This is a genomic window from Nocardia sp. IFM 10818, assembly GCF_054655275.1.
Genome location: NZ_BAAHJH010000001.1, coordinates 5000018 through 5024852, shown reverse-complemented (window position 1 = coordinate 5024852; position 24835 = coordinate 5000018). Strand labels below are relative to the sequence as shown.

Annotated in this window: 23 protein-coding genes; 7 read left to right on the top strand and 16 right to left on the bottom strand. The window is 68.2% G+C overall.

The annotated features are described in order from the left end of the window. The first annotated feature begins 6 nt into the window (after positions 1–6). A complete protein-coding gene (locus tag ACYQ5L_RS23240; RefSeq protein ID WP_459960135.1) occupies positions 7–963 on the top strand; it encodes an alpha/beta fold hydrolase in 957 nt (318 codons plus the stop codon). 19 nt (positions 964–982) lie between these two features. On the opposite strand, the gene ACYQ5L_RS23235 is transcribed toward ACYQ5L_RS23240, so the two are convergent. Then, positions 983–2161: an RNA-guided endonuclease InsQ/TnpB family protein gene (locus ACYQ5L_RS23235; RefSeq protein WP_459960133.1), complete on the bottom strand. Its 1179-nt coding sequence runs from the start codon at positions 2159–2161 to the stop codon at positions 983–985. A gap of 414 nt (positions 2162–2575) precedes the next feature. Here ACYQ5L_RS23235 and ACYQ5L_RS23230 point away from each other — a divergent pair, with 414 nt between their 5' ends. Continuing rightward, positions 2576–3151 (top strand): cutinase family protein, encoded by a 576-nt coding sequence (locus tag ACYQ5L_RS23230; protein WP_459960132.1) that lies wholly within the window; start codon positions 2576–2578, stop codon positions 3149–3151. 148 nt (positions 3152–3299) lie between these two features. Here ACYQ5L_RS23230 and ACYQ5L_RS23225 read toward each other — a convergent pair whose 3' ends face one another. Beyond that, positions 3300–5354 (bottom strand): SDR family oxidoreductase, encoded by a 2055-nt coding sequence (locus ACYQ5L_RS23225; protein ID WP_459960130.1) that lies wholly within the window; start codon positions 5352–5354, stop codon positions 3300–3302. Positions 5355–5783: 429 nt separating this feature from the next. Here ACYQ5L_RS23225 and ACYQ5L_RS23220 point away from each other — a divergent pair, with 429 nt between their 5' ends. Continuing rightward, on the top strand, positions 5784–6335 hold the full coding sequence (locus ACYQ5L_RS23220; protein ID WP_459960128.1) for a Uma2 family endonuclease: 552 nt from the start codon (positions 5784–5786) through the stop codon (positions 6333–6335). Positions 6336–6339: 4 nt separating this feature from the next. Here ACYQ5L_RS23220 and ACYQ5L_RS23215 read toward each other — a convergent pair whose 3' ends face one another. Then, entirely contained in the window at positions 6340–6678 is a 339-nt protein-coding gene (locus ACYQ5L_RS23215; protein ID WP_459960126.1) for an ArsR/SmtB family transcription factor, read from the bottom strand. Positions 6679–6741: 63 nt separating this feature from the next. Between ACYQ5L_RS23215 and ACYQ5L_RS23210 the strand changes: the two genes are divergently transcribed. Continuing rightward, entirely contained in the window at positions 6742–7083 is a 342-nt protein-coding gene (locus ACYQ5L_RS23210; protein ID WP_459960125.1) for a putative quinol monooxygenase, read from the top strand. A 27-nt stretch (positions 7084–7110) separates the two neighbouring features. Next, complete coding sequence (locus ACYQ5L_RS23205; RefSeq protein WP_459960123.1) at positions 7111–8115, top strand: PHP domain-containing protein; 1005 nt, start codon at positions 7111–7113, stop codon at positions 8113–8115. 59 nt (positions 8116–8174) lie between these two features. Here the strand turns inward: ACYQ5L_RS23205 and ACYQ5L_RS23200 are convergent, their stop codons facing one another. Continuing rightward, entirely contained in the window at positions 8175–8516 is a 342-nt protein-coding gene (locus ACYQ5L_RS23200; protein WP_459960121.1) for a hypothetical protein, read from the bottom strand. Between the two features lie 97 nt (positions 8517–8613). On the opposite strand from ACYQ5L_RS23200, the gene ACYQ5L_RS23195 reads away from it, so the two are divergent. Together ACYQ5L_RS23195 and ACYQ5L_RS23190 are read left to right on the top strand one after the other, a co-directional pair. Further along, positions 8614–9135 carry a helix-turn-helix domain-containing protein gene (locus ACYQ5L_RS23195; RefSeq protein ID WP_459960119.1) on the top strand — a complete coding sequence of 174 codons (522 nt, stop codon included), beginning with the start codon at positions 8614–8616 and terminating at the stop codon, positions 9133–9135. After that, entirely contained in the window at positions 9135–9551 is a 417-nt protein-coding gene (locus tag ACYQ5L_RS23190) for a PIN domain-containing protein (RefSeq protein ID WP_459960118.1), read from the top strand. The genes ACYQ5L_RS23195 and ACYQ5L_RS23190 overlap by 1 nt, the downstream gene beginning before the upstream one ends. Before the next feature lie 2 nt (positions 9552–9553). Here ACYQ5L_RS23190 and ACYQ5L_RS23185 read toward each other — a convergent pair whose 3' ends face one another. The 12 genes from ACYQ5L_RS23185 to ACYQ5L_RS23130 form a co-directional block, all read right to left on the bottom strand. Next, positions 9554–10426, bottom strand: a complete 873-nt coding sequence (locus ACYQ5L_RS23185; RefSeq protein ID WP_459960116.1) for an amidohydrolase family protein — start codon at positions 10424–10426, stop codon at positions 9554–9556. Between the two features lie 11 nt (positions 10427–10437). After that, complete coding sequence (locus ACYQ5L_RS23180; protein WP_459960114.1) at positions 10438–11223, bottom strand: SDR family NAD(P)-dependent oxidoreductase; 786 nt, start codon at positions 11221–11223, stop codon at positions 10438–10440. A 49-nt stretch (positions 11224–11272) separates the two neighbouring features. Next, complete coding sequence (locus tag ACYQ5L_RS23175) at positions 11273–12679, bottom strand: glycosyltransferase (RefSeq protein WP_459960112.1); 1407 nt, start codon at positions 12677–12679, stop codon at positions 11273–11275. A gap of 13 nt (positions 12680–12692) precedes the next feature. After that, entirely contained in the window at positions 12693–14027 is a 1335-nt protein-coding gene (locus tag ACYQ5L_RS23170; RefSeq protein WP_459960110.1) for a glutamate-1-semialdehyde 2,1-aminomutase, read from the bottom strand. Next, positions 14017–15300 (bottom strand): GNAT family N-acetyltransferase, encoded by a 1284-nt coding sequence (locus ACYQ5L_RS23165; RefSeq protein WP_459960108.1) that lies wholly within the window; start codon positions 15298–15300, stop codon positions 14017–14019. Before ACYQ5L_RS23165 ends, ACYQ5L_RS23170 begins: the two co-directional genes overlap by 11 nt. Beyond that, positions 15297–16676: a glycosyl hydrolase family 28-related protein gene (locus tag ACYQ5L_RS23160; protein ID WP_459960106.1), complete on the bottom strand. Its 1380-nt coding sequence runs from the start codon at positions 16674–16676 to the stop codon at positions 15297–15299. The genes ACYQ5L_RS23165 and ACYQ5L_RS23160 overlap by 4 nt, the downstream gene beginning before the upstream one ends. After that, positions 16673–17971: a Wzz/FepE/Etk N-terminal domain-containing protein gene (locus ACYQ5L_RS23155; protein WP_459960105.1), complete on the bottom strand. Its 1299-nt coding sequence runs from the start codon at positions 17969–17971 to the stop codon at positions 16673–16675. The genes ACYQ5L_RS23160 and ACYQ5L_RS23155 overlap by 4 nt, the downstream gene beginning before the upstream one ends. Continuing rightward, a complete protein-coding gene (locus tag ACYQ5L_RS23150; RefSeq protein ID WP_459960103.1) occupies positions 17962–19365 on the bottom strand; it encodes a hypothetical protein in 1404 nt (467 codons plus the stop codon). The genes ACYQ5L_RS23155 and ACYQ5L_RS23150 overlap by 10 nt, the downstream gene beginning before the upstream one ends. Positions 19366–19492: 127 nt before the next feature. Then, positions 19493–20497, bottom strand: coding sequence for a CgeB family protein (locus tag ACYQ5L_RS23145; protein ID WP_459960101.1), 1005 nt, complete (start codon positions 20495–20497; stop codon positions 19493–19495). Beyond that, positions 20494–21768: a lipopolysaccharide biosynthesis protein gene (locus ACYQ5L_RS23140; RefSeq protein WP_459963512.1), complete on the bottom strand. Its 1275-nt coding sequence runs from the start codon at positions 21766–21768 to the stop codon at positions 20494–20496. Before ACYQ5L_RS23140 ends, ACYQ5L_RS23145 begins: the two co-directional genes overlap by 4 nt. A gap of 787 nt (positions 21769–22555) precedes the next feature. Beyond that, positions 22556–23716 carry a glycosyltransferase family 4 protein gene (locus ACYQ5L_RS23135; protein WP_459960100.1) on the bottom strand — a complete coding sequence of 387 codons (1161 nt, stop codon included), beginning with the start codon at positions 23714–23716 and terminating at the stop codon, positions 22556–22558. Beyond that, a complete protein-coding gene (locus ACYQ5L_RS23130; RefSeq protein WP_459963511.1) occupies positions 23713–24756 on the bottom strand; it encodes a glycosyltransferase family 4 protein in 1044 nt (347 codons plus the stop codon). Before ACYQ5L_RS23130 ends, ACYQ5L_RS23135 begins: the two co-directional genes overlap by 4 nt. Positions 24757–24835: the final 79 nt, after the last annotated feature.

Below are 24835 nucleotides of genomic sequence, written 5' to 3'. Positions count from 1 at the left end.
CCTTCGATGACGAACCGCAGCGTGGAGCTGTCCACGGAATCACCGTACGGCGCGCCCCGGCGCGGGCGGCGGCTGTCGCAGCGGATATCCAGATTGACCGAGGTGCCGACCGGTTCGATGGTCGAGTTGCCGGGGCGCGGCAGTACCTATGTGGTGGATCTGCCGGGGCCCGCCCCGGACGCGCCGACCGTGGTGCTGCTGCACGGGATGGTCACCACCGCCATGCTGAACTGGTTCCCGTCCCTGAAGGAACTCGCTGAGCGGTACCGGGTGGTGCTGTTCGATCAGCGCTGGCACGGTCGCGGAATCCGGTCCGAGCGATTCGATCTCGACGATCTGGCCGACGATGTGATCGCGCTGGCCGATGTGCTCGGGGTCGAGAAGCCGATTCTGGTGGGCTATTCCATGGGCGGCATCATCGCCCAGCTGACCGCGCACCGGCATCCGGACCGGGTGGGCGGACTCGTCCTGTGCGCCACCACCTATCGCTTCCAGGAGAAGTGGCGGGAGCGGGCCTTCCATCGGGCCTGGGGCGCGCTCGCGGCCTCGATGTCGGAGACCGCCTATCGGCGGGCGGTGCTGCGCTGGTCGAAACTGCCGGTGCTGCCGGAATCCTCGTGGCCGGTCGGGCGGATGGATCGCTGGGCCATGGGGGAGATGCGCAGCCTGAGCGGCTGGGCGCTGACGCAGGCGCTGGCGGTGATCGGGCGGTTCGATTCCTCGGAATGGCTCTCGACGCTGAAAGTGCCCGCGGCCGTGGTGATCACGACGCGCGATCGAGCGCTGCCGGTCTATCGGCAATTGGAGATGGCGAAAATGATTCCGGGAGCGGAGATCTTCCTGGCGCGGGCCGGTCATGCGGCCTGCGCACTCGAGGCGGACGTCTTTGTCCCGGTGCTCCTCGAGGCCTGTCAGTCGGTGGTCAGTTCCGCTCGCGAGCTGCCGTCAGCTTCTCGACCGTGAAAGGACGAGCTTGCAGCTCTTACCCGCACCTGGCTGGCGAGGGCTCGGCCGCGTCATCGGCAGCGTGACTCACTGCCCAGCCCACGACACCGCGCGTGGCGATATTGCGGGCTGCATTCACATCGGCGTGTTCAGCGAAACCGCACGACGTGCACATAAAGGTGGCCTGGTTCGGCCGGTTGCTCTTCGACGTGTGGCCGCATCCAGAGCATTGTTGGGAGGTATATCGAGGGTCTGCGAAGACAACAGGAACCCCGACACGTTTCGCCTTATAGGCGATATAGGTACCGAGTTGGGCGAAACTCCAAGAGTGGAACGTGACCCGCTGGGGCTTACGTAGCCGTGCCCTCCCGCGAATACCGCCCAGATCTTCCAGGGCGATACCGCGACAGGTGCGTTGAGCCTCGGTCACAATCTTCTTGGCGATGCAGTGGTTCGTGTCGGCCGCGAAGCGCGCTTCGCGGCCGGAGATTTTACGCAGCCTCCGTTTCGACGATTTCGTTCCTTTCCGTTGGAGTCGGTTTCGTACACGCCGGGAGCGGTGGCGGACCTGGTTGACATGCTTCGCCGCATGGACGACCCCGTCGCTGGTGGTGGCGATGTTGGCGATGCCCAGATCCACACCGAGGAATCCGCCGGTTGGGGCGATCGACTCGGGCTCAGGGACCTCGCAGGTTGCCAGCAGGTACCAGTTCCCGCCCCGGTAGACGAGGTCGGATTCGCCGTGTCGGTATTCGGCGAGCATCTTCGCTTGTGCCGGAGAGCAGGTGAAGGCTACGTCTTTGGCGCGCCCGTTGACAGTCCAGATGGATACGGTGCAGGCGTCGAGCTGCCACGACAGGCAGCGATCGTCGAACGGTTGCGCTGCGTCCCTGCGAAACCGGATCGGTTTGGCCTCAACACGTTCGCGTCGTTTCGATCCGGCCGGACCGTAGTTCCCAGCTGCCAGGTTCGCGCACAATGTTGCGTAGGCCCCGGCGGTCTTGCGAATGCAGTGCAGGGCAGGTTGAGCTGATAGCCCGAGCTCCCTGACTGTCGTATAGGTGAGTCGTTGCAGAGATTGCTTTCCGGTAGTGCCGGTGGTGAACGCGACCCGGGAAACGTGGTTCGCGGCGCGGTTGCACAGCGTCAACGTCTCCCTCAGCGCGGCTGAGGTCGCCACGTCCGGGAGCAGCTTGACCTGCACTGTCAGCTTCACCCGATCACCCTTACACGGGCGGCATCGCGATCGCAGCGGAATTCCCAAGACACGCAGGGAAACACGCGATCTCGACCTGCTTCGTCCTGCGTGGGCCTCCGGTCGCATTCGAATTACGTCGGCCTCCGACACCTCCCGTATGCCGGACCGTTGCCTCAAAGTAGCTTGTAGATAACAAGTTTGAATGGGATACGGTTGGGAATCAAACAGGTATCGCTCCAGTGGAATTCGTTGCCGGTCCCTGACGGTCTCCCTACCTTGGGTCACATGGCCCGCTGATTTGTCGCTTGTCACTGACAAGAGTCACCGGGCCTCTCACAACGGCGTGAGAGGGTGAGGACAATGGGCGACCGGAAGGTGTTGCTGTCTGTAAATTGGCGTATAGCTTGGGTATTCGCCGCCTTGCTACTGGCGGTGAGCGTGTTCGTTCCGCAACCCACGGCCCGCGCGGACTGGTGTGCCGACGTGGATGTGATAGCGGTGCGGGGCACGGGTGAACCCGGATGGCTCGGCGATGTGGTCGGCAATCCGCTGTACGGCATGCTGCAGGATCGGTTGCCCGTCTCGACCAGTGCGTACCCCGTCGCGTATCCGGCGGACCACAGCTTCAACCTCGGCGCCGGGACGCAGGATCTGGTGGGGCACATGAGCTATCAGGCCGGCGCGTGCCCGGATCAGCGGTTCGTTCTGGTCGGCTATTCGCAGGGCGCGGCGGTCATTCACGCGGCGCTGGGGACCGGGACCGTGAGCTGGTATCCCGGACGCGTGCAGATGCCGGGCGATCTCGGCTGGCGGATCTCCTCGGTGCTGCTGTTCGGCGATCCCATGCGGGCCGCGGGCGCGGGCGTGCCGGGCGAATACGCGGGGCGGACCGGAAACTGGTGCACCGGAGGGGATCCGGTGTGCGGCGCGGGCGTGAACGCGGCCTCGCACGTGGCCTACGGCGACAGCTTCGTCGCGGCGGCGAACTTCGCGGCCGATCGGCTCTGAGACTCGGGGAGGGGCGGGGCCCCAACGAAGCGGGAACTGTCAGCGGCGCGTACCGCTGAAGCCCGAATGCTCATATGGCCGCGGCCCCAACACAATCCGGTCCCGGCGGGAGATTCCCGCCGGGACCGGATCGTTGGTGCGCGCGGTGCTACCAGTGCAGGCCGGGGATCTTGTTGGCGATCCGCGCGGCCGGGGTGGGCAGGCCCATGAGCGGCTGCACGATCGGCGCCAGGGCCAGCAGCGGGCTGCGCGACGCCGAGGCGGTTTCGGCCGGTGCGGCAGCGGTTTCGGACTCCGCGCCGGCGCCGGTCTCGGCCGGGGCGGGCGCCGCCTTGACGGCCGCCTTGGACTCGCCGAACATGCGGAAGCCCTGGTGCAGGATGGCGCGTTTCACCGACGGCATGACCGTGTCCACGAACTGGGCGAAGGTGCCGATCGGGGTGTCGATGCGGCTGGGGCGGTGTTCCAGTGCGCGCACGACGATCTCGGCGGCCTGCTCGGGGGTGTGCACCGGGATGGACTTGTACAGATCGGTGGGCGCGATCATGGGGGTTCGGACCAGGGGCATGCGCACCGAGGTGAAAGTGATTCCGGCGTCCGCGTTCTCGACCGCGGCGATCTCGCTGAAGTTGTCCAGGGCCGACTTGCTGGCCACGTAGGCGGCGAAGCGCGGGACCTTGGTCTGCACCGCGATCGAGGAGATGTTCACGAAGTGGCCGAAGCGGCGTTCGCGCATGGAGGGCAGCAGGGCCAGGATCATGCGCACCGCGCCGAAGTAGTTGACGGCCATGGTGCGCTCGAAATCGTGCATGCGATCGGTGGAATTGAGCACCGAGCGGCGGATGGAGCGGCCGGCGTTGTTGACCACGTAGTCGACGTGATCGTGGTCGGCCAGCACTTGCTTGACGAGCAGCTCGACCGACTTCTCATCGGTGATATCGCACGTATACGCCTGGGCGGCGCCGCTTTCCGCGCGGACCTGGGCGGCGGCGGCCTCCAGATCCTCCAGGGTGCGGGCCACCATGAGCACGGTCGCGCCCCGGCGGGCGACGGCGTGCGCGGTGGCCAGGCCGATACCGGAGGAGGCGCCGGTGACCAGGACGATGCGGCCCTCGAGAGGTTCGCCCTCGATGCGGCGGGCGCGGTCCGGGTCCAGGTTGGCGTGCCAGTAGTTCCACAGGGTCGCGGCATAGGTCTCGAAGGCCGGGACCTCGATGCCGGCGCCGCGCAGCTGGGCCTGGGTGAAATCGGAGGCGAACTCCGATTCGAAGGCGGTGTGCGGGGCGACCTCGGCGGGAATGCCCATGCGCTCCAACAGGAAATCGCGCACGCTGGTGACGCCCGGGATGCCGCCGAGGATATTGAGGGCGGTATGGCTGCCGGGCACGGTGCCGAAACCGGCGGGCGCGCCGGCGGCGCGGGCGAGGGCGGCGTAGACCTCCGCGAAGGGCTGCGGCTTCGGGTTGGTGAGGTGGAAGGTGCGCCCGATCAGGCCCGGCTTGTTGATGAGCTCGACCATGGCGGCCGAGACGTAGTCGACCGGAACGATATTGGTGGCGCCCAGATCCGGCATGGGGACCGGCAGCTCCGACGGGAGCGCGGCGAGGGCGGCGATGGCCGGGAAGAAGTAGTACGGACCGTCGATCTTGTCCATCTCGCCGGTGCGGGAATCGCCGACCACGATGGCCGGGCGGTACACCCGCCAGCGCAGGTCCTTGCTCTCGCGGACCAGCTTCTCCGCCTCGAACTTGGTGCGGTGATAGGGCGATTCCAGGTTCTGGCCCAGATCGAAGTCGTCCTCGAAGAACTTGCCCTTGTGGTCGCCCGCCACGGCCACCGAGGACACGTGGTGCAGCACGGCGCCCAGTTCGCGCGCCAGCTCGACGACCGCGCGGGTGCCCTGCACATTGGCGGCGTAGGTGCTGTCCTCGTCGGCGGTCATGTCGTAGACCGCGCCGAGGTGGATGACGTGATCGGCGCGCGGCGCCTCGTCGTGCAGCCCCAGCCCGGGCGCGGTGAGATCGCCGACCATGGGGAAGACGCGATCGGGGGCGCCCCAGCCCTCGGCCATCTCCCGCAGCTTGGCGACCGACGCCTCGCGGACCAGCGCGTGCACGATAGCGGTCTTGTCGCGGTTCAGCAGCCCGGCGACCACGCGCCGCCCGAGAAAACCGGTTCCGCCCGTGACGATGTAGGAAACCATCGTCCCCTCCTTTTTTGCGAACCTGTTGGTGCCCAACATTGTTCGTCCGACATGCGTCGGTGGATGCGGACGGTGATTGTGCGGCCCCCTATCAGAATGTCGGGCCGAGGTAGGAACACCTTCGTGCCTAACTGGTGAGTAACTTTACGTGTCGCCGATTGCGGCTTCAACCGCGAGTGGGCCTGTGGGCATGTGTGAATGGTCACCATCGAGCTATCCGAGTTTTTGTGTGTGACAACAGGTTTGGTGTAACCGCCCGGCGCAGTTGGCAACTCATCAGCTACTGGACAAGTGACCGATAGCTGAGGGTGTCCGGTATGTCGCGAATCGCCACGCCGAGCGGTGAAGCTGCTGGTGACAGCCCTGCGGGTGAAATCTGAGGTTATGGTGTTCCAGTCTTGTCGGCGCCGGTACCGCAGGAGGGAGTCGTTGCCCGAACAGCTGAACCTTCCGATGACCGGTGTGCGCACCCGCGCCGAATTCGAAGCCCTGCCACGCGTCCCGCGCGGCTGGGCCTGGGAACTACGATCCGGCCGATTGGAGCTCACCCTCATGCCCGTCACGTTCTGGTACTCCCGGATCGTGTTCCACGTCCTGGAATTCTGGCGTGGTCTCGGCTACGAGGTCGCCGGCGACCAGTATGTCGCCGACACCGGCTTCGCCCGCGGCGATCCCGGCCAGCACAACTTCGTCGCCGATGGCGTGGTCTTCCGCCCCGACCACCGGCCCGCCAAGCACAGCACCACCCATGCGCCCGGGCATCTGCACGCCGTCATCGAAGCCGTGTGGCAGGACGCCCAGGTGCGCGAGGCCATCGACAAGCTCCGCGTCTACGCCGCCCTCGGCATTCCCCACCTCTGGATCGTCCGCGGCGACACCGCCTCCGAAGACCTCGACGGTTTCGTCAGCATGTACGAGCTGACCGGCACGGACTACAAGCTCACCGGCAGCCGACTGGTCTCCGAGCTCATGACCGTCTGATCGATCAGGATCCTTCCGGAGTCTCGGCGCGGCGTGCGTTCTCGGCGTGGAGCAGTTCGATCAGGCCGGGGAATCGTTCGGTCAGCTCGGCGCGCCGCAGTTGGGCCATATTGCTGTTGCCCCGGTCGACCTGGCGGATGAGGCCGGCCTGCCGGAGGACTCGGAAGTGGTGCGTGCGAGTGGCTTTGGACACCGGCAGGCCGAAGGAGCTGCAATGCCGTTCGGCGCCTTCGGCATCGGCGAGCAGGGCGAGCACGACCGCCAGGCGGTTCTTGTCCGCCAGCGCCGCCATTATGGCGCCCAGGTCCATCTCCTGGGCGCTGGGCTGAATATCGTCCGGCACGCCATCGCCTCCGTCCTAGGTACGATTTGCATCGTACCTCTTGTCGTGTTTACCGTTTGAGGTATGACAAACATCGTACCTACTGCCCGGATTCCCTTCGCCCTGATGGGCTTCGCCCGCCCGAAGCCGGAACGGGTCGCCGAACTCAAGGAGCTGCTGCTCTCCTTCGTCGCTCCCACCCGCGCGGAGGACGGCGCTCTCGAATACCACTTCCACGAGGTCGCGGACGATCCGACCACCTTCGCGTTCTACGAAGTCTGGCGCTCCAAGGAGGACCTCGACCGGCACCTGGAACTGCCGCACATGCGCGCCTTCTGGGAGCGCCGGATGGACTATCTCGAACAGGATCTGGAAATCCACTTCCTCGCCATGCAGAGTCCCTATCCCCGTCCGATCGCGGCCTGATTGCGCGCGCGGGGCCACACTGGAGGAATGGATCCCGTCGTCGCTCTGCGTCAGATCGCGTTCTACAAGGACCGGGCCCGCGAGGATGCGCGGCGGGTAATGGCCTATCGCAATGCCGCCGACATTGTCGAGCGGCTCGACGATGCGCAGCGGGAGCAGCTGGGGAAGTCGAACGGCTGGCAGTCGCTGCCCGGGATCGGGCCCAAGACCGCCGCCGTGATCGCGCAGGCGTGGGCCGGTCGCGAGCCCGACACCCTGGTCGAATTGCGGGCCGCGGCCAAGGATCTCGGTGGCGGGGAATTGCGGGCGGCGCTCAGGGGTGACCTGCACGTGCACTCGAACTGGTCGGACGGTTCGGCATCCATCGCCGAGATGATGGGCACCGCGCAGGCCCTGGGCCACGAGTACTGCGCCCTCACCGATCACTCACCGCGCCTGACAGTAGCCAACGGCTTGTCCCCCGACCGCCTACGCCAGCAGCTCGACGTCATCGACGAACTCCGCGACCGGTTCGCCCCCATGCGCATCCTCACCGGCATCGAAGTCGACATCCTCGACGACGGCTCCCTCGACCAGGAACCCGAACTCCTCGACCGCCTCGACATCGTCGTAGCCAGCGTCCACTCCAAACTCAAAATGGAATCCGCCGCCATGACCCGCCGAATGGTGCGCGCCGTCTCCAGTGGCCGAGCCGACATCCTCGGCCACTGCACCGGCCGCCTGGTAGAAGGCGCCCGCGGCCTCCGCCCCGAATCCGCCTTCGACGCCGAAGCAGTCTTCACCGCCTGCCGCGACCACGGCACCGCCGTCGAAATCAACTCCCGCCCGGAACGCCGCGACCCACCCACCCGCCTCCTGCGACTAGCCCTCGAAATCGGCTGCGACTTCGCCATCGACACCGACGCCCACGCCCCCGGCCAACTCGACTTCCTCGCCTACGGCGCCCAACGCGCCCTGGACAACGCCGTACCCCCCGACCGCATCATCAACACCTGGCCGGTAGACAAACTGCTGGCCTGGGCATCTTTTTAGACCGCTCTGCGCCGCATCGGAATCGAGCCGGAGATTCCGCACTCGCCATGGCGACCCGACTAGTCGCCGACGAACACCAAGTAGCTGCCGGGCGTCGTGGCGCAGGCGGTCAGGAAGGCGGCGAGATCGCGAACCGCGTCGATACGGGCGTCGTCGGCGCAGCGGCCCAGCAGATCCGGGATCTCCCGGAGTGCAGCCTCGGCCTCTTGCTCATTGAAGACGGTGTCGTTGTACGGGTCGACCATCCACAGCTTGCCGGAGGTGTTGGAAGGAAGTTCCTCGATCACCTGAGCCAGCGCGGCGCCGTGCTCGTGGGATTCGCGGACCAGGGTCGGCTTGCGTTTCGAGCGTCGGCCGGGCCACTGCGGGCGAGCGCTGTGCAACTGGAGATCGATGCCCATAGCATCTGGAACTTTACGTGGACGGTGCTGGTTACGGGTAAGGCTTCATTTACGAACGATTCGAAAGCGATTGCGATTTGTTCGTAAGGAGGTTGGTATGCCGTCGGAGGCGCTTGTACAGCACACGTATCTGCCGGAACCGTCGGAGGAGCTGGCGCCGGTGCTCAGCTTTCTGGTTGCGCACGAGTCGCGGCGTGGGGGGCGGGTGCGGCCGCGTTATCTGCTGGTGGGGGCGGATGAGCACGACCAGGTCGAGGTTCCGGAGTCGGTGCATCGGGTGCTCGTGCAGGTGGTTGCCGCATTGCGCGAAGGCAAGGCGGTCACTGTTGCGCTGCACAGTCTTACGTTGACCACTCAGCAAGCTGCCGACTTGCTCGGGGTGAGTCGGCCTACGGTTGTCCGTTTGATCGAGTCCGGTGAAATCCCCGCGGAGCGGGTGGGGTCACGGCGTCGTCTGCGACTTACCGATGTTCTCGCGTATCGGGAGCAGCGGCGCGAGCGGCAGTATGAAGCCCTGGCCGCCACCGCGGTCGAGATCGATGACGAAGAGGATCCCGAGACCGTTCGCGAACAACTACGCGCGATCCGCAAGGAGGTTGCCGACAAAAGGCGCCGCTGATGTTCAGCGTCGTTTTGGACACCTGTGTGCTCTGGCCGAGCCTGCAGCGTGACTTCCTCCTCTCGCTCGCGGTCGAGAACCTGTATCGGCCCTTGTGGAGCGACGTCATCCTCACCGAGTTGGAGGTGCACGAGGCGCGGAAGCCGGCGCGACGCGGCGAGGACCCCGAGAAGGCCGAGGAGCGCGCGGTGCGGCTGGTGTCGTTGATGGCCAGCGCCTTCGACGACGCACTGGTCGAGGGCTGGCAGCCGTTGGAAGGGTCGTTCGGGCTGCCGGATCCCGTGCGGGCTCTGGCTGCGGTGCAGGCGATTTCGCGGCGTCGCCGGGATCCTGTCATGTCGGTGGACGCACTTCTCGAACTGTTGATCACCCGATACGGCATGGATGCGGCGGTCGAGTTGATGCTCGGCGCTTGATGTCAGGGGGTGGGGAGGGTGTAGGTTTCGGCGGCGTTGGTGCGGTAGAAGAAGTCGGCTTCCTGGTCGGTGGCGTCGGAAGTGACGAGGTGGTCGATGGTGGTGAGGAGGTCGGGGTAGGGGCCGGCGAGGGTGTCTATGGGCATGTTGGAGGCGAACATGAGGCGGCGCCAGCCCCAGAGGTTCAGGGCGGATTCGAGCCAGTAGGAGAGGGAGGGCCAGGTGAGGTCGGGGGCGATCATGCCGAGGCCGGAGAGTTTGCAGAGCCATTGGGTTTCTTTGGCGGCCAGGGAGAGGGCGTTGTGCCAGGCGGAGCGGCTGTCGGGGTCGGTGCCCTGGGGGAGGCCGAGGTGTTCGAGGACCACGCGGAGGGTGGGGTAGCCGGCCAGGAAGTCGATCCAGTCGAGCATATTGCCGGGGTGGGCTACCAGGTCGAAGACCAGGTCGCGGTCTTGGAGCCAGCTCGCTATCGCATCGGCGGCGGGGGTGTTGGGGGAGAGACCCTGGTAGACCCGGATGCCGCGGAAGATGGGGGAGCGGGACTGTTCTTCCAAGTGGGACAACAGGGTTGGGGTGGGGAGGGTGGGATCGACGGTGGCGATGACGGCCATGGGGATGTCCGTGGTGGATGCCAGGGCGTCGATCCAGCGGGTTTCGGATAGGTAGGCGTGGGGAGCGGTGGCGGCGGAGACGTGGACCAGGCCCGCGATGGTGATGTCGCCTGCGGCGCGGAGGTAGTCGGGGAGGAGGAAGTTGTGGGCGATCTCCGGTTTGCCTGCGGCAGAGACGAATTCGTGCAGACGCGGGGCGTACCAGGGGTGGGTGGCGGTGTCCCACAGGTGGAGGTGGGCGTCGATGACGGGGGTGGTGGGCATGGGTGGTTCCTTCAGTGCATGGTGATGCCGCCGCTGACGCTGATCAGCTGGCCGGTGAGGTAGCTGGCTTCGGGGCTTGCCAGCCAGGCGATCAGGGAGGCGACTTCGTCGGGGCGGCCCAGGCGTTTCAAGGGGATGGCCTGTTGGAGGGCGGCCAGTTTGCCTTGGTGGGATGCCATGGTCTGGGTGACCATGCGGCCTTCGATGGGGCCGGGGCAGACGACATTGACGGTGACGGCGTCGCGGGCCACCTCGCGGGCCAGGGATTTGGCGAAACCGAACAGGCCGGATTTGGAGGCGGCGTAGGCGGCTTCGCCCGCGGCGCCCGCGCGGGCCCCGTCGGAGGAGACGAAGACTATTCGGGCGGAGGCGGATTCGCGCAGCGCCGGGAGGAGGAGCTGGGTCAGGAGCATGGGGCCGCGGAGGTTGACCTGGTGCATGAGGTCCCAGTGGGCGACCGCGCTGGTTTCGAAGGGCTCCACGATGGCCGCGCCCGCGCAGTGGACGAGGGCGGAGATCCGGCCGCGTGCCGTGGTCGCCGCCGCCTCGAGGCTGGCCGGATCGGTGAGATCCAGTTGCAGGGCAGTGGCTTTCGGGCCGAGGTCGGCGGCCAGCGTTCCCGCCGACTCCGTGTCGATGTCGGCGATGAGCACGGGGCGACCCGCGGCGATCAGGCGGCGTGCCACCGCGCTGCCGATATCGCCCGCGCCGCCGGTTATGAGGGCGCCGGTCGCGACGTCGCCGCCGCCCGCATCGCCGGTCGTGAGCGCGCCGGTCGCGCTGCCGGATTCAGCCACTGATCACCCACTCGGTCATGGATCGCTTCCGCAATCCATGAATAGTCGGTCAGCGGCTGAATTGCGACACAAGTTCCGCAATACGGCTGCGGAATTCCTCGGGAGCGAAGGTGATGGCGTGTCTGCGGATGGCATCCGAGTCGTAGGCCGCGGGGTCGAAATCGCGCATGACGCGGGCGAATCCGGTGACTACCGCCTCGTCGGGGCCGTGCGGGATGTGGTCGCCGGACAGGCCGGGGATGACGGTGTCGAGCGCGCCGCCCTCGCCCACGGCCAGCACCGGCGTGCCGCAGGCCATGGCCTCGACCGGGACGATGCCGAAGTCCTCCACGCCCGGCATGAGCAGTGCGCGGCAGCGGCGGTACATATCGAGCAGGACTTCATCGGAAGCCGCACCCAGGAAGGTGGTCTCGGGACCGGCGAGAGGTTCGAGCTGGCGGCGATACCTGCCGTCGCCGAGGATGACCAGGCGGACCCCGGCTTGCTGCGCGGCGCGGATGGCCAGATCGGGTCGCTTATAGGGGACCAGGCGCCCGGCGAAGAGGAAGAAGTCCTCGCGCGCGACAGCCGGATCGGGCGAGAAACGGTCAACGCGCACAGGCGGATTCACCACAGAGGCGGGCAGTCCCCACCAGTCGCGAACCCGGTCGGCCACCGCCTGCGAATTCGCCACCACATGGGTCAGACGCGATGCCGCGCGCAGCTCACTCCGCCGCGCGAGTGCCCCCAAAGCAGTAAGGGCGAACTGCCCGGCTCGCCCGCCGGCCTCGCGCGCGCGAAATCCGCTGTCCCAGGCCCATCGCGCCGGACTGTGAACATACGCGATCACCGGCGCTGTGGTCGCGAGCGCCGCCTGCGTGGCGAAGGCATGATGACTCACCACCACAGCGTCGAAGTCCTCGTTGAGAGGCAGACTGCGTAATGCCCTGGGCACGAAGGGCAACAGCGGCGCGTGCGAGCGCCGACCGGTGGCGGCGTACGCGCGCGACAACCAGGTATCGTGCACCCGTTCCGCTTCGGCAGTGCCTCGACCCGCCGCTCGGCGGTCGCTGTCGGAGCCTCCGGGCCGGCCTCCGATATCGAACGCCCCAGCCTGGTTGCCGATGTCGTGAGTCGCGGGCTGGTTGGCGTCGTCAACCTCTGCTCGCCCAGGGTCGTGAACTCCCGCCTCGCGTTCTGTGGCATCGAGTTCCGGCTGTCGACCGGCGCTGGGGATCCCGGGGCGTGGACCAATGGCATCGGCGACGCCCAGTCCGTTCGGTCGGCAGGCATGGTCGTTGTGCGCTGCCTCCGCCCTTGTCGCGGCGGCGAAAAGGACTCGGGTGCAGTCGCTGTCGGCGATGGGGGCGAAGACCTGGGCGCCGGGCCAGGTTTTGAGGAATTCGGCGACGACGGCTTCGGAGCCGCCGTATTCGGTGAAGCGCTCGTGCACGAGGGCTATGCGGGGCGGGTTCATGGAGTCTTCCTGTTCATCCGTCGCCGCGGTCGTCCAGGTGGCGGGGAGCCGCGGTGCGGCGGAGAGCGGGGGCGACGGGGCGGCCGGTGAGGAGGCCCTCGACGGTGCCGTTGTCGATGGCCTTGCGATAGACCGCGGCGGCGTCCCGGCAGGCTTCGAGGGTGAAGTCGATGTCGGCGTCGGTGTGGGCCGCGGAGTCGACGAAGGATTGGCCCAGGACACCGCGGGCGAGGAGTTCCTGGAGGAACAGGGTGCGGTAGGGCTGGGAGGGGTTGCCGTCCGCGTCCTTGGTCAGGAAGACCAGACAGGAGGGGCGGCCGGCGACCTGGAGGTGGTCGGCGATGCCGAGGTCGGCGGCAATGGCGTTGACGCCCTGGGCCAGTCGTTGCCCGGCGCGTTCCATGCGGGGGATGGGATCGGTGGTGCGGTAGGCCTCGACCACCGCGCGGAAGGCCGCCAGTCCACCGGTCTCCGGACCGTGCGTGGTGGAGAGCAGGAAGACGCGGTCGGCGCTGGTGCGCAGGCCGCCCAGCTCCATGTATTCGCGTTTGCCGGCGAGCGCGGAGATGGGGAAGCCGTTGCCCATGGCCTTGCCCCAGCACGACAGGTCGGGGCGCACGCCGTAGAGCTGCTGCCCGCCGCCGAGGGCCCAGCGGAATCCGGTGATCATCTCGTCGAAGACGAGCAGCGCGCCGTGGCGATCGCACAGCGCGCGCACGCCTTCCAGGAATCCGGGCGCGGGCTCGGCCAGCGCGGTGGCCTGTTCCAGTATCACGCAGGCGATCTCATCGGCTTCCAGCACCGCGGCCAGCGAATCCAGGTCGTTGAACCCGAATTTCACCGTCGGCGCGGCCGGTATGCCCGCGTTCATGGCGATCGTCCCGATGAACCAGTCGTCGACGGAGAAGAACGGCTGATCGCACACGGCGACGGTCTCCCGCCCGGTGGCGGCGCGCGCCAGGCGCACCGCGGCGGTGGTGGCGTCGGACCCGTTCTTGGCGAACTTCACCATGTCCGCGCCCGGCACCAGGCTCAGGAAGTCCTGTGCGGCAAGCAGTTCCAGCTCCGTCGGCCGGGAGAAGTTGACGCCGTCGCCAATGGCGCGGCACACCGCCTCGACCACCGGCTCGTACCCGTGCCCCAGGGTCACCGACCGCAATCCCATGCCGTATTCGACGTATTCGTTGCCGTCGCAGTCCCAGACCCGGGCGCCCTTGCCGCGCACCAGGATCGGCGACATGGACTCGGGATACTGATCCGATCCCCGGGCGTAGGTGTGCGCCCCGCCGGGCACCAGATCGTGCAGCCGGGCCTGTATGGCATTGCTGCGCGCGAAATCACGCGTCATGGTCGCTCCCGCTGGTGATCGCCCACAGTTCGTGGTCGGCGCGGTGGCCAGTGGGGCCCCGGAAATCGCGCATGGTTCCTTCTTTCAGCAGTCCCGCCCGGGCGGCGACCGCGGCCGATGTGGTGTCCGCGGACTCGATTTCGGTGGTCACGCGCCGCAGCCCGAGCCGGCCGAACGCATGGTCCAGCAGTGTTCGCAGTGCGGCCGCGCGGACCGCCTCGTCGGCGCGGGCCGGATCGGCCCAGAGGTGTATCCGGGCATTGTGGTCGAATATGTCGTGATCGAACAGCCGGGCTTCCCCGGCGTAGGCGCCGTCGACGTCGATGACGAGCAGCAGGCCGTGTGGCGCGCGCACTCCCGCTGTGTGGCGGGCGAATTCGCGCCAGCGGGCGCTGGTTTGTGATTCGCTTCCGGGCGCGCCGGCGTTACGGCGCACGGCATGCCAGGCGGCGGCATCGCCGGGGCGCGGCGTCCGCAGCACGACGCCCGGGAAGTCCGGGAGGCGCAGGGTCAGCGGCGGGGCGGGCAGCGTCCGCTGCACGAACCGCCTGACCTGCCCCACTCGATAGCGCGCCCCGACGCGAAGAATCGTCGCGGCGCCGGGCATTTCCGCGGCCCCGAGCGGTGTCGGCGCGATCGGCCCGCTGCGCCGGGTGAGCACATGCTCGATCCAGCGTTCGGTGAACCCCTTGGGCGGAATATCGGCCCGCGTGGCCGCCCACAGATCGTGATCGACCCGCGCCCCGCCCACATCGAAGTGCAGGGCCATGCGCGCCTCTCGCACATACCCGACCTGCTCGGCCCCGCGCGCCGCCGCCACATTGCTGGTCGACACCGGCGCGATGATCCGCTCCAGCCCCAGCACATCGAACCCGAAGTCCAGCAGCAGGGCCGCCGCCAGCCCGCCGAATCCGTGCCGCGCCAACTCGGCATCCATCCAGATGCCCATCTCCGCATGCCGTGCCCACGGGTCGATCCCGCCGATCTCCACCTGCCCGGCGAACCGCCCGTCGATCTCGATGACGGTCGCCAGCCGCCGTCCCGTGCGCGCGTGCGTGGCCGCCTCCAGGCATTCCCGCACCCACGCCTTGGCGGTGTGCCGCTCCTCCCACGCCAAGGGCGAAGAGAGCCAGAACGGTTCGATCAATGCCCGATCCCGCAAACGCAGCGCCCGCCACGCCGCGTAGTCGGCGAATCGCGGTGGCCGCAACACCACCGTGCACCCGTGCAGCTGCACCGGCCCCAGCCGCACCCGCTCGAGCCGGGCGTTCACGACCGCGGTCGCTGCTTGCCCAGCGACGAGGTCTTGACCGATCCGTCGGTGTCCACCGACAGCCGCCAGTAGGTTCCCGCGGAATCCCGTAGCACTATTCCCCCTTCGCTGCGTTCGGACAGATAGGCCCCGCTGGGCAGTACGGCGGATACGATGCCGCCGTCGCGATCCTGGGCTTGAATGATGTCGGTCTCGGTGCGTCCCGCCTGTACTTCCATGGTTCCGGCGAACCGTGCGCCGTGAATGCGCCCGCGCCCGATGACATGCCAGCCGTCGGGGAAGGCGCGCGGATCCACGTCCTCGTGGGATCCGGAGATGAGGTTGATGGCCGTGCCCTCGGGCGTGCCCGCCGCATCGATGCGCACCTCGATGGGCGGTGAGTTCAGGTCCGGATCGAATTGCACATTGGCCAGATACGGCTGCCGGCAGTAGACGAGATCCAGGCACACCTCGCGGGCCGCCACCTTGCAGTTGACCATCCCGAACTGCGCGGGCCCGCCGCCGGGCACGCCGACGGAGATGGCCGTCCGCGCCCCCTCGAACCACACATTGGTCAGCCACCAGTCATTGGCGGCCCCGTCGATGTCGATGTGCCGGTCGGTGGTGCGCGGATCGGAATCGGAGACGAATTCGACATTGGTCAATGCCAATCCGGCATTGTGATCGTCTCCGGTCCCCAGCACGCTGATCCGGTTGTTGGTCAGTTTGGAGGTGGTCACATAGTTCTGGATGCAGGAGGTGACGATGCCGAAGCCGAAATTATTGATATCGCTGTTGAGAACGGCGGTGCCGCCGGTGTTCTGGTCGAGCACCAGCCCGCGCTGCTCGTGATAGCGCGGCGCGTTCTCGGCGAGGTGATTGCCGCGCAGCACCACCGCGTCGAGCGAGCAGCGGAAGCACTCCGACAGCCGCATGGCGGTGGCTCGCGCGCCGGTCAGGTAGAAACCCAAGCGGGAGAACCGGACTCGCTGCTTGCGCTGCAACCAGATGAGGGTGTCGTCGCCGTCGTAGTACACGGTGGTGACATCGGCCCCGTCGCCGAGCACGGTGGCGAAGTCGTCGAGCGCCGGGAAGCTGCGCAGCAGATAGTTTCCGGCGGGAATGTAGAGCACCAGCGGCTTGTCCCCGTCGACGGCCGCGGCCGCCGCGAAGGCCGCGGTGTCGTCGGCGTTGCCGTCGCCGACCGCGCCGAAGTCCTTCACATTGCGCGCCGAGGGCTGATCGGTCACGTTGGGCGACCGGAATTCGGTGCCGGGCGCGGGATCCCCGCTCCCGCAGGCCGCCGCGAACGGCAGCAGCGCCGCCGCGCCGAAGCCGGCGGCGAGCAGCCGCCGGCGGCGCACGGCCTCGGGCTTGCCATCCTCGTCCTCGCTCACCGTTTCACCAGCGCCAGCGGACTGCGCAGCACTTTCCGGAATCCCTTGGGCGGCCGGGAGAAGGCCACCGCGCCGATGAGCCGCTCATTGTCGTGCCCGAAGGTGGCCAGCGCGCCGCGCACCTGATTGGAGGTGGTGGCGCCGAGCTCGATGATGCCGATGGTGGCATCGCAGCGGCGCGCCAGCGCGATGGCGTCGGCCGCCGCGGTCACCGGGGCGGCCTCGACGAGTACGACGTCGAATTCGCTGCCCAGTTTGGAGATGATGTCCCCGAGCCGGTCGGAGTCGAGCAGATCCGGTGTGCGCAGATCGATCCCGCCGAGGGGGAGCACGCCGATCCCGACCTCCGGCCAGGTGGTGACGGCCTCCGCGGCGGAGGTGCTGGTGCGCAGCAGTTCGGCGAGCCCGGCCGCCGCGCCCGCGGCCGAGCGGCTGGAGCCGTGCCCGGTGGTGTCGGCGTCGACCAGCACCACGCGCGCGCCGGTATCGGCGAAGGTGCGGGCCAGCCCGATGGCCACATCCGGTTCGGAGCGCTGCGACAGCGAGGTCAGCAGCACCGTTTTCCGGTCGGGATCCGCGGTGATGCGGGTGCGCAGGCGGCGTAGTTCGCCGGCGGCATTGGGTCGTCCGTCATCGATGATCCCGAGGATCGGGACCGGCAGAATGGCCTCGAGATCATTGGAGGTGCGCAATCGCTTGTCGAGTTTGTCGCGCACGAAGGCCGCCGCGAGCCCCAGCGCGAGTCCCGCCAGCAGGCCGAGGAGATAGATGCGTTTCTCCTGCGGACCCGACGGTTGCTGCGGCGTCCGGGCCTTGTCGATCACCTCCGCGCGCGCGGCGGGCGCGGCCCCGGCCTGGATCGCCTCCAGCCGCGATACCAGTGCCCGGAACTGCGAGACCACCTCATCGGCCAGCACGCGCGCCCCGTCCGCGGTGGCGTCGGTGGCCGTGACCACGATGATGGTGGTGGCCGGCGGCGACGCGGCGGTGATCTTGCTCCGTAGCTCGTCCACCGAGATACTCAGGCCGAGTTGATCTTTCACGAACTGCGCCACGGTCGCGCTGGTCGCCAGATCCACATACGAGCGCACCCGCTGCTGTGCGGCCAGCCCGCCCTGATAGGAGTCGTTCACCGAGGTCCCGGTCGCCATGGACACATACACCGAACTCGAGGCCGTATAGGTGGTCGGCAGGGTGCGCGCGTATCCGGCCGCCGCCGCGACGCAGAGCACCACACCCGCCACGATGATCGGCCACCGCCGCCGGACCAGATGCCAGTAATCGATCAAACCCATTGCGCTGTCCTCGTTTTCCCGGATGGGCGTGCCGTCCCGGGACGCTGCGGCGCCCCCGACAATTCGTCCACCCGCCTGCGATATTCCCCGACGACGAGATATGCCAGCCAGGCCAGCACCACGGCCTGCAGATATTTGCCGAGTGTTTCGACGGTGCCGAGAATGCCGCGCTCGAACAGCACCGGCACCTCGATCATGGCCAGGCCGAGAATGGCCAGGGCCAGGGAATGGCTGTAGAGGGCGCGCGCCCAGATCAGCAGCAGCGCGAAGGTGAAGCCCACCCCCAGCGCGACGCCGAGATAGCCGCCCAGCACGTACCCTTCGTTGATATTGCCCTCGGCCAGTGACACCGACACCGTCGACATGTCCACCGAGGCGCCGCGAACCTCCACCGCCCAGGCCGCGCCGGAACGGAATTTCTCCGCACCCAGAAGTTGTGTCGGAACCAGGCTTTCGAGGGCGTGCCGCACCACCTCGCCCGGCGTCAGCCAGGACCCGGGTCCGGCGAACCAGGAATCGGTGGCGGCCTCGAGCAGGTCGAACCGGCGCAGCAGCGACAGGAAGGGCTGCACGATCTCCGGATACTGCGCGTCGACCTGCGCGGCCTCGGCCTTGGCGGCCGCGGTGGTCTTGAACGATTGCAGCCAGCCGAACGCGCCGACCGCGAGCACCGAGAGCGACAGCACCCCGGCCACTTTCGCGCGCGTCCACCCGGTCATGGCGAAGCGCACCGCGATGGCCAGCGCCGCGCCCATGATGGGCGTCTTGGACTGCACGGTCGCCGTCCACAGCAGCTCACCGCAGACGATGGCGCCGAGTACCAGCACGGTGGTGCGCCCGCTGTCGCTGCGGAAGAACACGATCAGGCCGACCGCGCCGAGCGTGGCCAGAATGGTGACCAGGTTGATCAGCGGGTTCGGGCTCTCCAGCTCGCCCGCCGTGCCGGTGGTGCCGGTCGCCACCGCGGCCAGGCGGCCCATGGTGCCGAGGCCGTAGAGGACGAACAGGGTCTGCACGAAGACCAAATCGCCCGCGAAAGGCGGTGTGCGCTGCGGCTTCTCCGCATCGCGGCGGCTGCGCGCGCGGGTCCACACCGTATAGGCGACCACCAGCGCGGCATAGAACCACAGGCCGAACACCACCGGCCGCAGAATCAGGGCGATGCCGTCGTCGTACCCGAACTGCGCCAGCCGCGGATCGGGCACATTGTCGCCGTAATGCGGTTCCGGTTCGATCCACAACAGCACCACCGGTCGCGCCACATACGACAATGCCCAATACCCGATCTGGGCGATCAGGAAAATCCGGGCCACGCCCGGCAGGAAAATGGCCGCGACGAAGATCGTCGCCAGCGCGCCGGCGACGAGTAGTACCTCGGAGTGTGCGGGGGCCATCAGCTGTCCTCCATCACCCGTATGTCCGTGCGGTATCTCCTGTCGTTACGAGTCCTGCTGTGTTTGTTTTCGGATGTGCGGGGGCCCTGCGTGGTTACGCAAGCTGCCGCCTCCGGGCCTGACCCGCTCATCCGAGGGCGTCGATGATCTCGCGCGCCCGATCCACATAGCGGTGCCCGTCGGCGAGGATGCGGCGATGCCCCGCCTCGGCGATCTTGGCGACCTGCTCGGGATACCGGGCGCAGCGGCCGAGAATGTCCCGCAGTTCGACGGGGCCGGAGAACAGCAGGGCCTCGGTTTCGTCCTGCAGCAGCTCGGCGTGCTCGTCGGTGCGTTCGCCCACGAAAAGCCCACCGGCGGCGGGGATTTCGAAGGTACGGCAGGTGTGGGTATCGCGATTGTCGGAATTGAGCAGCACCAGATTGGCGGTGACGGCGGCGACGGCGGCGGAGAAGTGCTCACCGTAGACCGGTCCGCCGATATTCGCGCCCGTGCCCCACAGCGGCCGCACCCGCCGCCAGCCCGGACCCCGCAGCAGCATATCGCCGCCGAAATCGCGCGCCAGGGATACCAAGAGGTCTTGACGGTCCGGTCGCACCGCGCCGATGAAACCGGCCAGGAATTGTTTCGCCCCGCGGCGCGCGCACGGCCGATGCCATGCCGGATCGTAAGCGCTACGAACGAATTTCACGGACCGTGCGCCACGCGCCCGCAACTCGGGCACATTGTGCCATTTGGTGGTGACAATGAGATCCCAGAGTGACTCGTGCGCGAGGTATTCGGGGCTGGTGTTGTACGGATTGGACACATCATCGGGGCTGTAGTGCACGTGCAGGGCCGCCGGGGTGTCCAGCAGCCGCTGTTGGTCCAGATGCACCGCCTTGAAGGCGAACAGCACGTCCGGGACGAAATCCGCCGCCGCGGTCTCGATCTCGCGATGCACCGCCCGCACATTCCAGGGCGCCCGCCGCTGGGCGAGCTTCGAGTACACCCACGGCGGCGACAGCCGCGCCGGCAGCGTGACCGCGGTGGTGTCGACGACGACCACCTCGTGCCCGGCCTGCCGGAACCCATCGGCGAGCGAGCGCGCATTACTGCCCACCCAGTCATCGCCGACGAACAAGACCTTCATGCCAAGTCCCCCTTGTGCATCAGCACGGCGGCCGGTCCGATCGCCCCACTGCGTCTCGTCCGTTCCCGGACGATCAGCCACCGTACCCGGATGATGTACCACACAGCGACGCCGATTTCCGCGGAAACGGTGCCATAGACCAATGCCCAGACCGATTCGGTGCGCACCGCGAAGGCCAGGGCGACGGCCGCGATGCAGGTCCCGATGACGGCGCCGATGAGCACGCCCATGGTGTCCTGTTTGACCGGCAGGATGGCGGTGGTCACGTAGGAGGTGACGGTGGTGGCGGGCAGGATCAGCACTTCGAAGCGCAGCAATGGGATCGCGCCGTCGAACTCGTCGGAGAAGATGAGATGGATGAGCACCGGCGCCAGCGCCCACACCGCGGCGGTGGCGACGCAGGCTAGGGCCACGCACATGGCGAGCGCCTGGATGGAGTTGCGCCAGAATCGATCGTCCTTGCTGCGCTTGGCCATTCGCGGCAGCAGCGCGAAACCGATGGGATCCAGGGTGGATTGGATGGCGCGCACGAGACGGTCGCCGGCGGAGTACAGGCCCAGCGAGGCCGTGGCCAGGAATGCGCCGTAGACCGCGGCCGAGCCCTGACCGTAACCGGTCACCAGCAGGCGGGAGGTGAAAATCGGTGCGGCCATGCGCATGACGGTCCTGATGCCGTGCGGCCGGGCGGGCGGGCCGTAGGTGCGAATGGAATCCCACCAGGTGAGTGCGACGGTGGCGATGGAGGAGACCAGCAGGCACAGCAGCGCCAGTGCGGCAATGGGGAAGCGCGGCAGCAGGGCGACCAGCAGGATCAGATATCCGATGCGGCCGACGCCCTGATACATGGTGGACGAGCCGAATCGGCCCTGCCCGATCAGCAGCCAGTCCTCCGAGATCGACCAGAAGCCACCGGCGAACAGGCCCAGCAGCACCATGTGCAGGATCGGATGCGCGCCGAGGGCGAGGCTGCCCAGCAGCGCGACGCCGAGGACGGTCAGGGTGACGGCGCGAATGGCGAGATAGGTTCCGCGCAGCCGATTGATGTCGTGGGTGGTGGTGCCCTCCTCGTGGACGCGCGCCGCCAGGAATTGCGTGACACCGAGATCGACCAGCAGCGAGCCGATGAAGTACGACGACATGCCGATCGCCAGCAGGCCGGTCCCGTGCGGACCGAGCGTGCGCGCCAGCAGCGGCACGGTGACCAGCGTGATGATGTACTGCCCGTACTTGCCGAAGGTGACCAGCCCGATATCGCGCAGAATGCCGCCGATACCGCCGAATCCGCCTGTGCTCTGTTTGCGATGACGGCCGCTGCCGCGGCTCGGGGCCGGCGCCGCCCGTGCGCTGCCGGTGTCCGTGCCGCCCGTTCCCGTGCCGCCCGTGTGCGCACTGCCGGTGTGCGCGCTGTTGGTATGTGCGCTGTTGGTATGTGCGCGGCCCGTTCTCGTACCGCCGGTGTCCGGGCCGCTGGTGTCCGTGGTGGCGGTGCCCAGACCGCCGGTGCCAGTGCCGCAGGTGTCCGCGCTGTTGGTATGTGCGCGGCCCGTTCTCGTACCGCCGGTGTCCGGGCCGCTGGTGTCCGTGCTGGCAGTGCCCAGACCGCCGGTGCTGCGGCCGCCGGTGCCGGTGCCGCGGGTGTCTGCGCTGGCGGTGCCCGGGCCGCCGGTGTCCGTGCGGCTCGTGCCCGGGCCGCCGGTGTCCGCGCGGCTGGTGCCCGACCGGTCGGTGCCGCCGGGCGCGTACGCGCCGGTTGGATCGCGCGGGGGTCCATCCTCGCCGAGCAGGGCGTAGTCCGAGGCTGCTCGTTCGGCGTAGGGCATTGGCGGGGGCGGTCCGGCATCGGCGGCGAACATCCAACCGGTCGGTTGCGGACCGGGTGTGTCGCGGGCGAGTCCCGGCCGCATCATGGGACCGGAGTCGCGGGAGGACCGGTCGTGTTCGAAGCCGCGCGGATCGGCCGGTGGAATCCCCTGCCGCATCTGCCGCCGTTGCCGCAGCCGTCCCAGCGTCCGCAACGGCATGGTCGGCGGATCGACAATGGGTAGCGGCTCGGTCGGATCATCCACGGCGCCACCGGCTTCCGGACAATCGCGTGAGGAAGCCGGTGACGGCCCGCGCGGTCTCGGCCACATCGAAGTCGCGGGCGCGCACCCGCGCGGCATCGGCGAGCTTGGTGCGCAGTTCCTGATCGGCGATGAGCGTGTCCAGGGCGCGCGTGAGCCCGGCGCGGTCGCCCGCGTCCACCAGCAGGCCGTTGAGACCGGGCTCGACGATCTCCTCCGGACCGCCCGGCCGGGTGGCGATGACGGCGCAGCCGGCGCGCATGCCCTCCACCACCACCTGCCCGAACGGTTCGGGCAGTACCGAGCAGTGCACGAGGATATCCGCGTGCCGCAGATAGGGTTCGGGATCCTCGACGTGTCCGGTGAAGGTGACCGGCAGGTCCAGGGCCGTGGCATGCACCTCGAGTTCCGCGCGATAGGCCTCCTCGTCGAAGAAGGCGCCGCCCACCAGATACACATCGCGCGGCAGCACCCGGACATCGGCCAGCGCCCGCAGGAAATGATCCTGGCCCTTCCACGGCGCCAGCCGGCCGACCACCACGATGACGGTTTCGGCGGCGGGCCGCTGTTCGGCGGGCTCCCCGGAACGGTCGTCGCGCGCGGGGAATTCGACGCCGGGGTAGGCGACGAGGACCGGTTTGCGCCAGGTCCACAGCGAGGCCAGCGTGCCGCGGCTGTTCGCGATGTAGCCGCGCGCCGCCACCCGGCCGAGCAGCCGGATCACCAGCGCCAGCCGGCGGCCGAAGTAGTCGGCCGAAACCCGGTCGTGCACATGCCAGACCAGCGGCACCCGGGCGCGCCGGGCCGCCACCGCGCCCATGAGCAGCGCTTTGGAGCTGCTCGCGATCACCACCGTCGCCTCCAGTTCGCGCACCGTATCGCCGAGCGCCCAGCCCAGTTTCAGCAGACCGGCGGCTCCGGTGAGCAGGCTGCGCACTCCGGCCTTCTGGATGGTCATCGCGCGGGAATCGAAATCATTGCGAACCAGTCGGGTTTCGATGCCGCGTTCGGCCATCCGGCGCAGCATGGGCCCGTCCTCGGTGTAGACGACGGCGGCCTGCCCGGCGGGCATGGCCGACACCATGCGCAGCGTGGCGAGCTCGGCGCCCGACGGCGCGGCGGTGTGCGCGAGGAATACGGCCTTGAGCGGTGTCATGATCCGACCAGTTCCGCGTAGAGATCCCGGTGCCGCCGGGCGGCGGTCGACCAGGAGAACGTTTCGGCATGGGCCCGGCACTGCTTGGCACCGGGGCGCTCGCCGGACAGGGCGGTGCGCAGGCGGGCGGCGAGCGCGTCCGCATCGCCGGGCGGCACGATGAGGCTCGGATCCAGGCTGCGCACCGAATCGGGCAGGCCGCCGCAGTCGGCGACAATGGGCGGGCGGCCCGCGGCGAGGGATTCGAGGGCGATCAGGCCGAAGCCCTCCAGCGCGAGCGACGGCACGACAGTCAGATCCGCTGCGGCGTACAGCCGGGTGAGCCGGTCGTCGCCGACCGGACCGGTGAAGGTGATGGAGTCGTCGCCCGCCGCCAGCGCGCGCAATTCCGTTTCGGCGGTTCCGGTCCCGACAATGACCAGGCGGGCGTCCGGATGCGCGGCGCGGACCCGCGGCCAGGCGCCGATGAGCACATCGATGCCCATGCGGCGTTCGAGGCGGCGCACACACAGCACCGTTCCGGTGGAGGCGGTCGGTTCGGCGGTCGCGAAGCGGTCGAGATCCACACCGGGCGGAATTATCCGGATCTTGCGCTCGGGAATGCGATAGTCATCGATCAGCAACCGGCGGAAGTGGTCGGACAGCACGACGAACCGATCGGCCCGCGCATACCGGAGCCGTTCGATGAGGTACTTCGCCCGGACCGCCCGGTCGCTCTCACCGGCCATCCGGCTCTCTGCCGCCCACGGGCCGTGGAAGTGTACGACCAGCGGATTTCGCAGTGCGACCGGGCCGTACAGGCAGAAATGCCGGTCCACGACGGTCTCCCGCGTCAGCCCGGGCGGATCGGCGAGGGCCGCCCGCACCCGGCGGGCGGTGCTGCCGCCGGTGGGCCCCCAGGATTGCGCACCAACCGGTGCGTTTCCGAAAGCACTTGCGGTGACATCGATTTCGGGAACACCGGTGAGCGCGAGATACAGATCGGTGAAATACCGATTGAGCCCGCCCGGCGCCGCGGCGAACCACTCCGACCCCGTCATATGCACCCGAAACGGCACAGTCACCAACCCTCACCCCCAGGGTTCATCGCCCACCCGAGCCGAACTCGCGACTCGAACA

Coding starts and splice junctions, on each gene's coding strand:
- ACYQ5L_RS23190 (WP_459960118.1), top strand. CDS start 9,135: ATGTTCAGCGTCGTTTTGGACACCTGTGTGCTCTGGCCGAGCCTGCAG.
- ACYQ5L_RS23195 (WP_459960119.1), top strand. CDS start 8,614: ATGCCGTCGGAGGCGCTTGTACAGCACACGTATCTGCCGGAACCGTCG.
- ACYQ5L_RS23155 (WP_459960105.1), bottom strand. CDS start 17,971: ATGGGTTTGATCGATTACTGGCATCTGGTCCGGCGGCGGTGGCCGATC.
- ACYQ5L_RS23200 (WP_459960121.1), bottom strand. CDS start 8,516: ATGGGCATCGATCTCCAGTTGCACAGCGCTCGCCCGCAGTGGCCCGGC.
- ACYQ5L_RS23205 (WP_459960123.1), top strand. CDS start 7,111: ATGGATCCCGTCGTCGCTCTGCGTCAGATCGCGTTCTACAAGGACCGG.
- ACYQ5L_RS23130 (WP_459963511.1), bottom strand. CDS start 24,756: ATGACGGGGTCGGAGTGGTTCGCCGCGGCGCCGGGCGGGCTCAATCGG.
- ACYQ5L_RS23240 (WP_459960135.1), top strand. CDS start 7: ATGACGAACCGCAGCGTGGAGCTGTCCACGGAATCACCGTACGGCGCG.
- ACYQ5L_RS23185 (WP_459960116.1), bottom strand. CDS start 10,426: ATGCCCACCACCCCCGTCATCGACGCCCACCTCCACCTGTGGGACACC.
- ACYQ5L_RS23150 (WP_459960103.1), bottom strand. CDS start 19,365: ATGGCCCCCGCACACTCCGAGGTACTACTCGTCGCCGGCGCGCTGGCG.
- ACYQ5L_RS23210 (WP_459960125.1), top strand. CDS start 6,742: ATGACAAACATCGTACCTACTGCCCGGATTCCCTTCGCCCTGATGGGC.
- ACYQ5L_RS23135 (WP_459960100.1), bottom strand. CDS start 23,716: ATGACACCGCTCAAGGCCGTATTCCTCGCGCACACCGCCGCGCCGTCG.
- ACYQ5L_RS23175 (WP_459960112.1), bottom strand. CDS start 12,679: ATGAACCCGCCCCGCATAGCCCTCGTGCACGAGCGCTTCACCGAATAC.
- ACYQ5L_RS23225 (WP_459960130.1), bottom strand. CDS start 5,354: ATGGTTTCCTACATCGTCACGGGCGGAACCGGTTTTCTCGGGCGGCGC.
- ACYQ5L_RS23170 (WP_459960110.1), bottom strand. CDS start 14,027: ATGACGCGTGATTTCGCGCGCAGCAATGCCATACAGGCCCGGCTGCAC.
- ACYQ5L_RS23145 (WP_459960101.1), bottom strand. CDS start 20,497: ATGAAGGTCTTGTTCGTCGGCGATGACTGGGTGGGCAGTAATGCGCGC.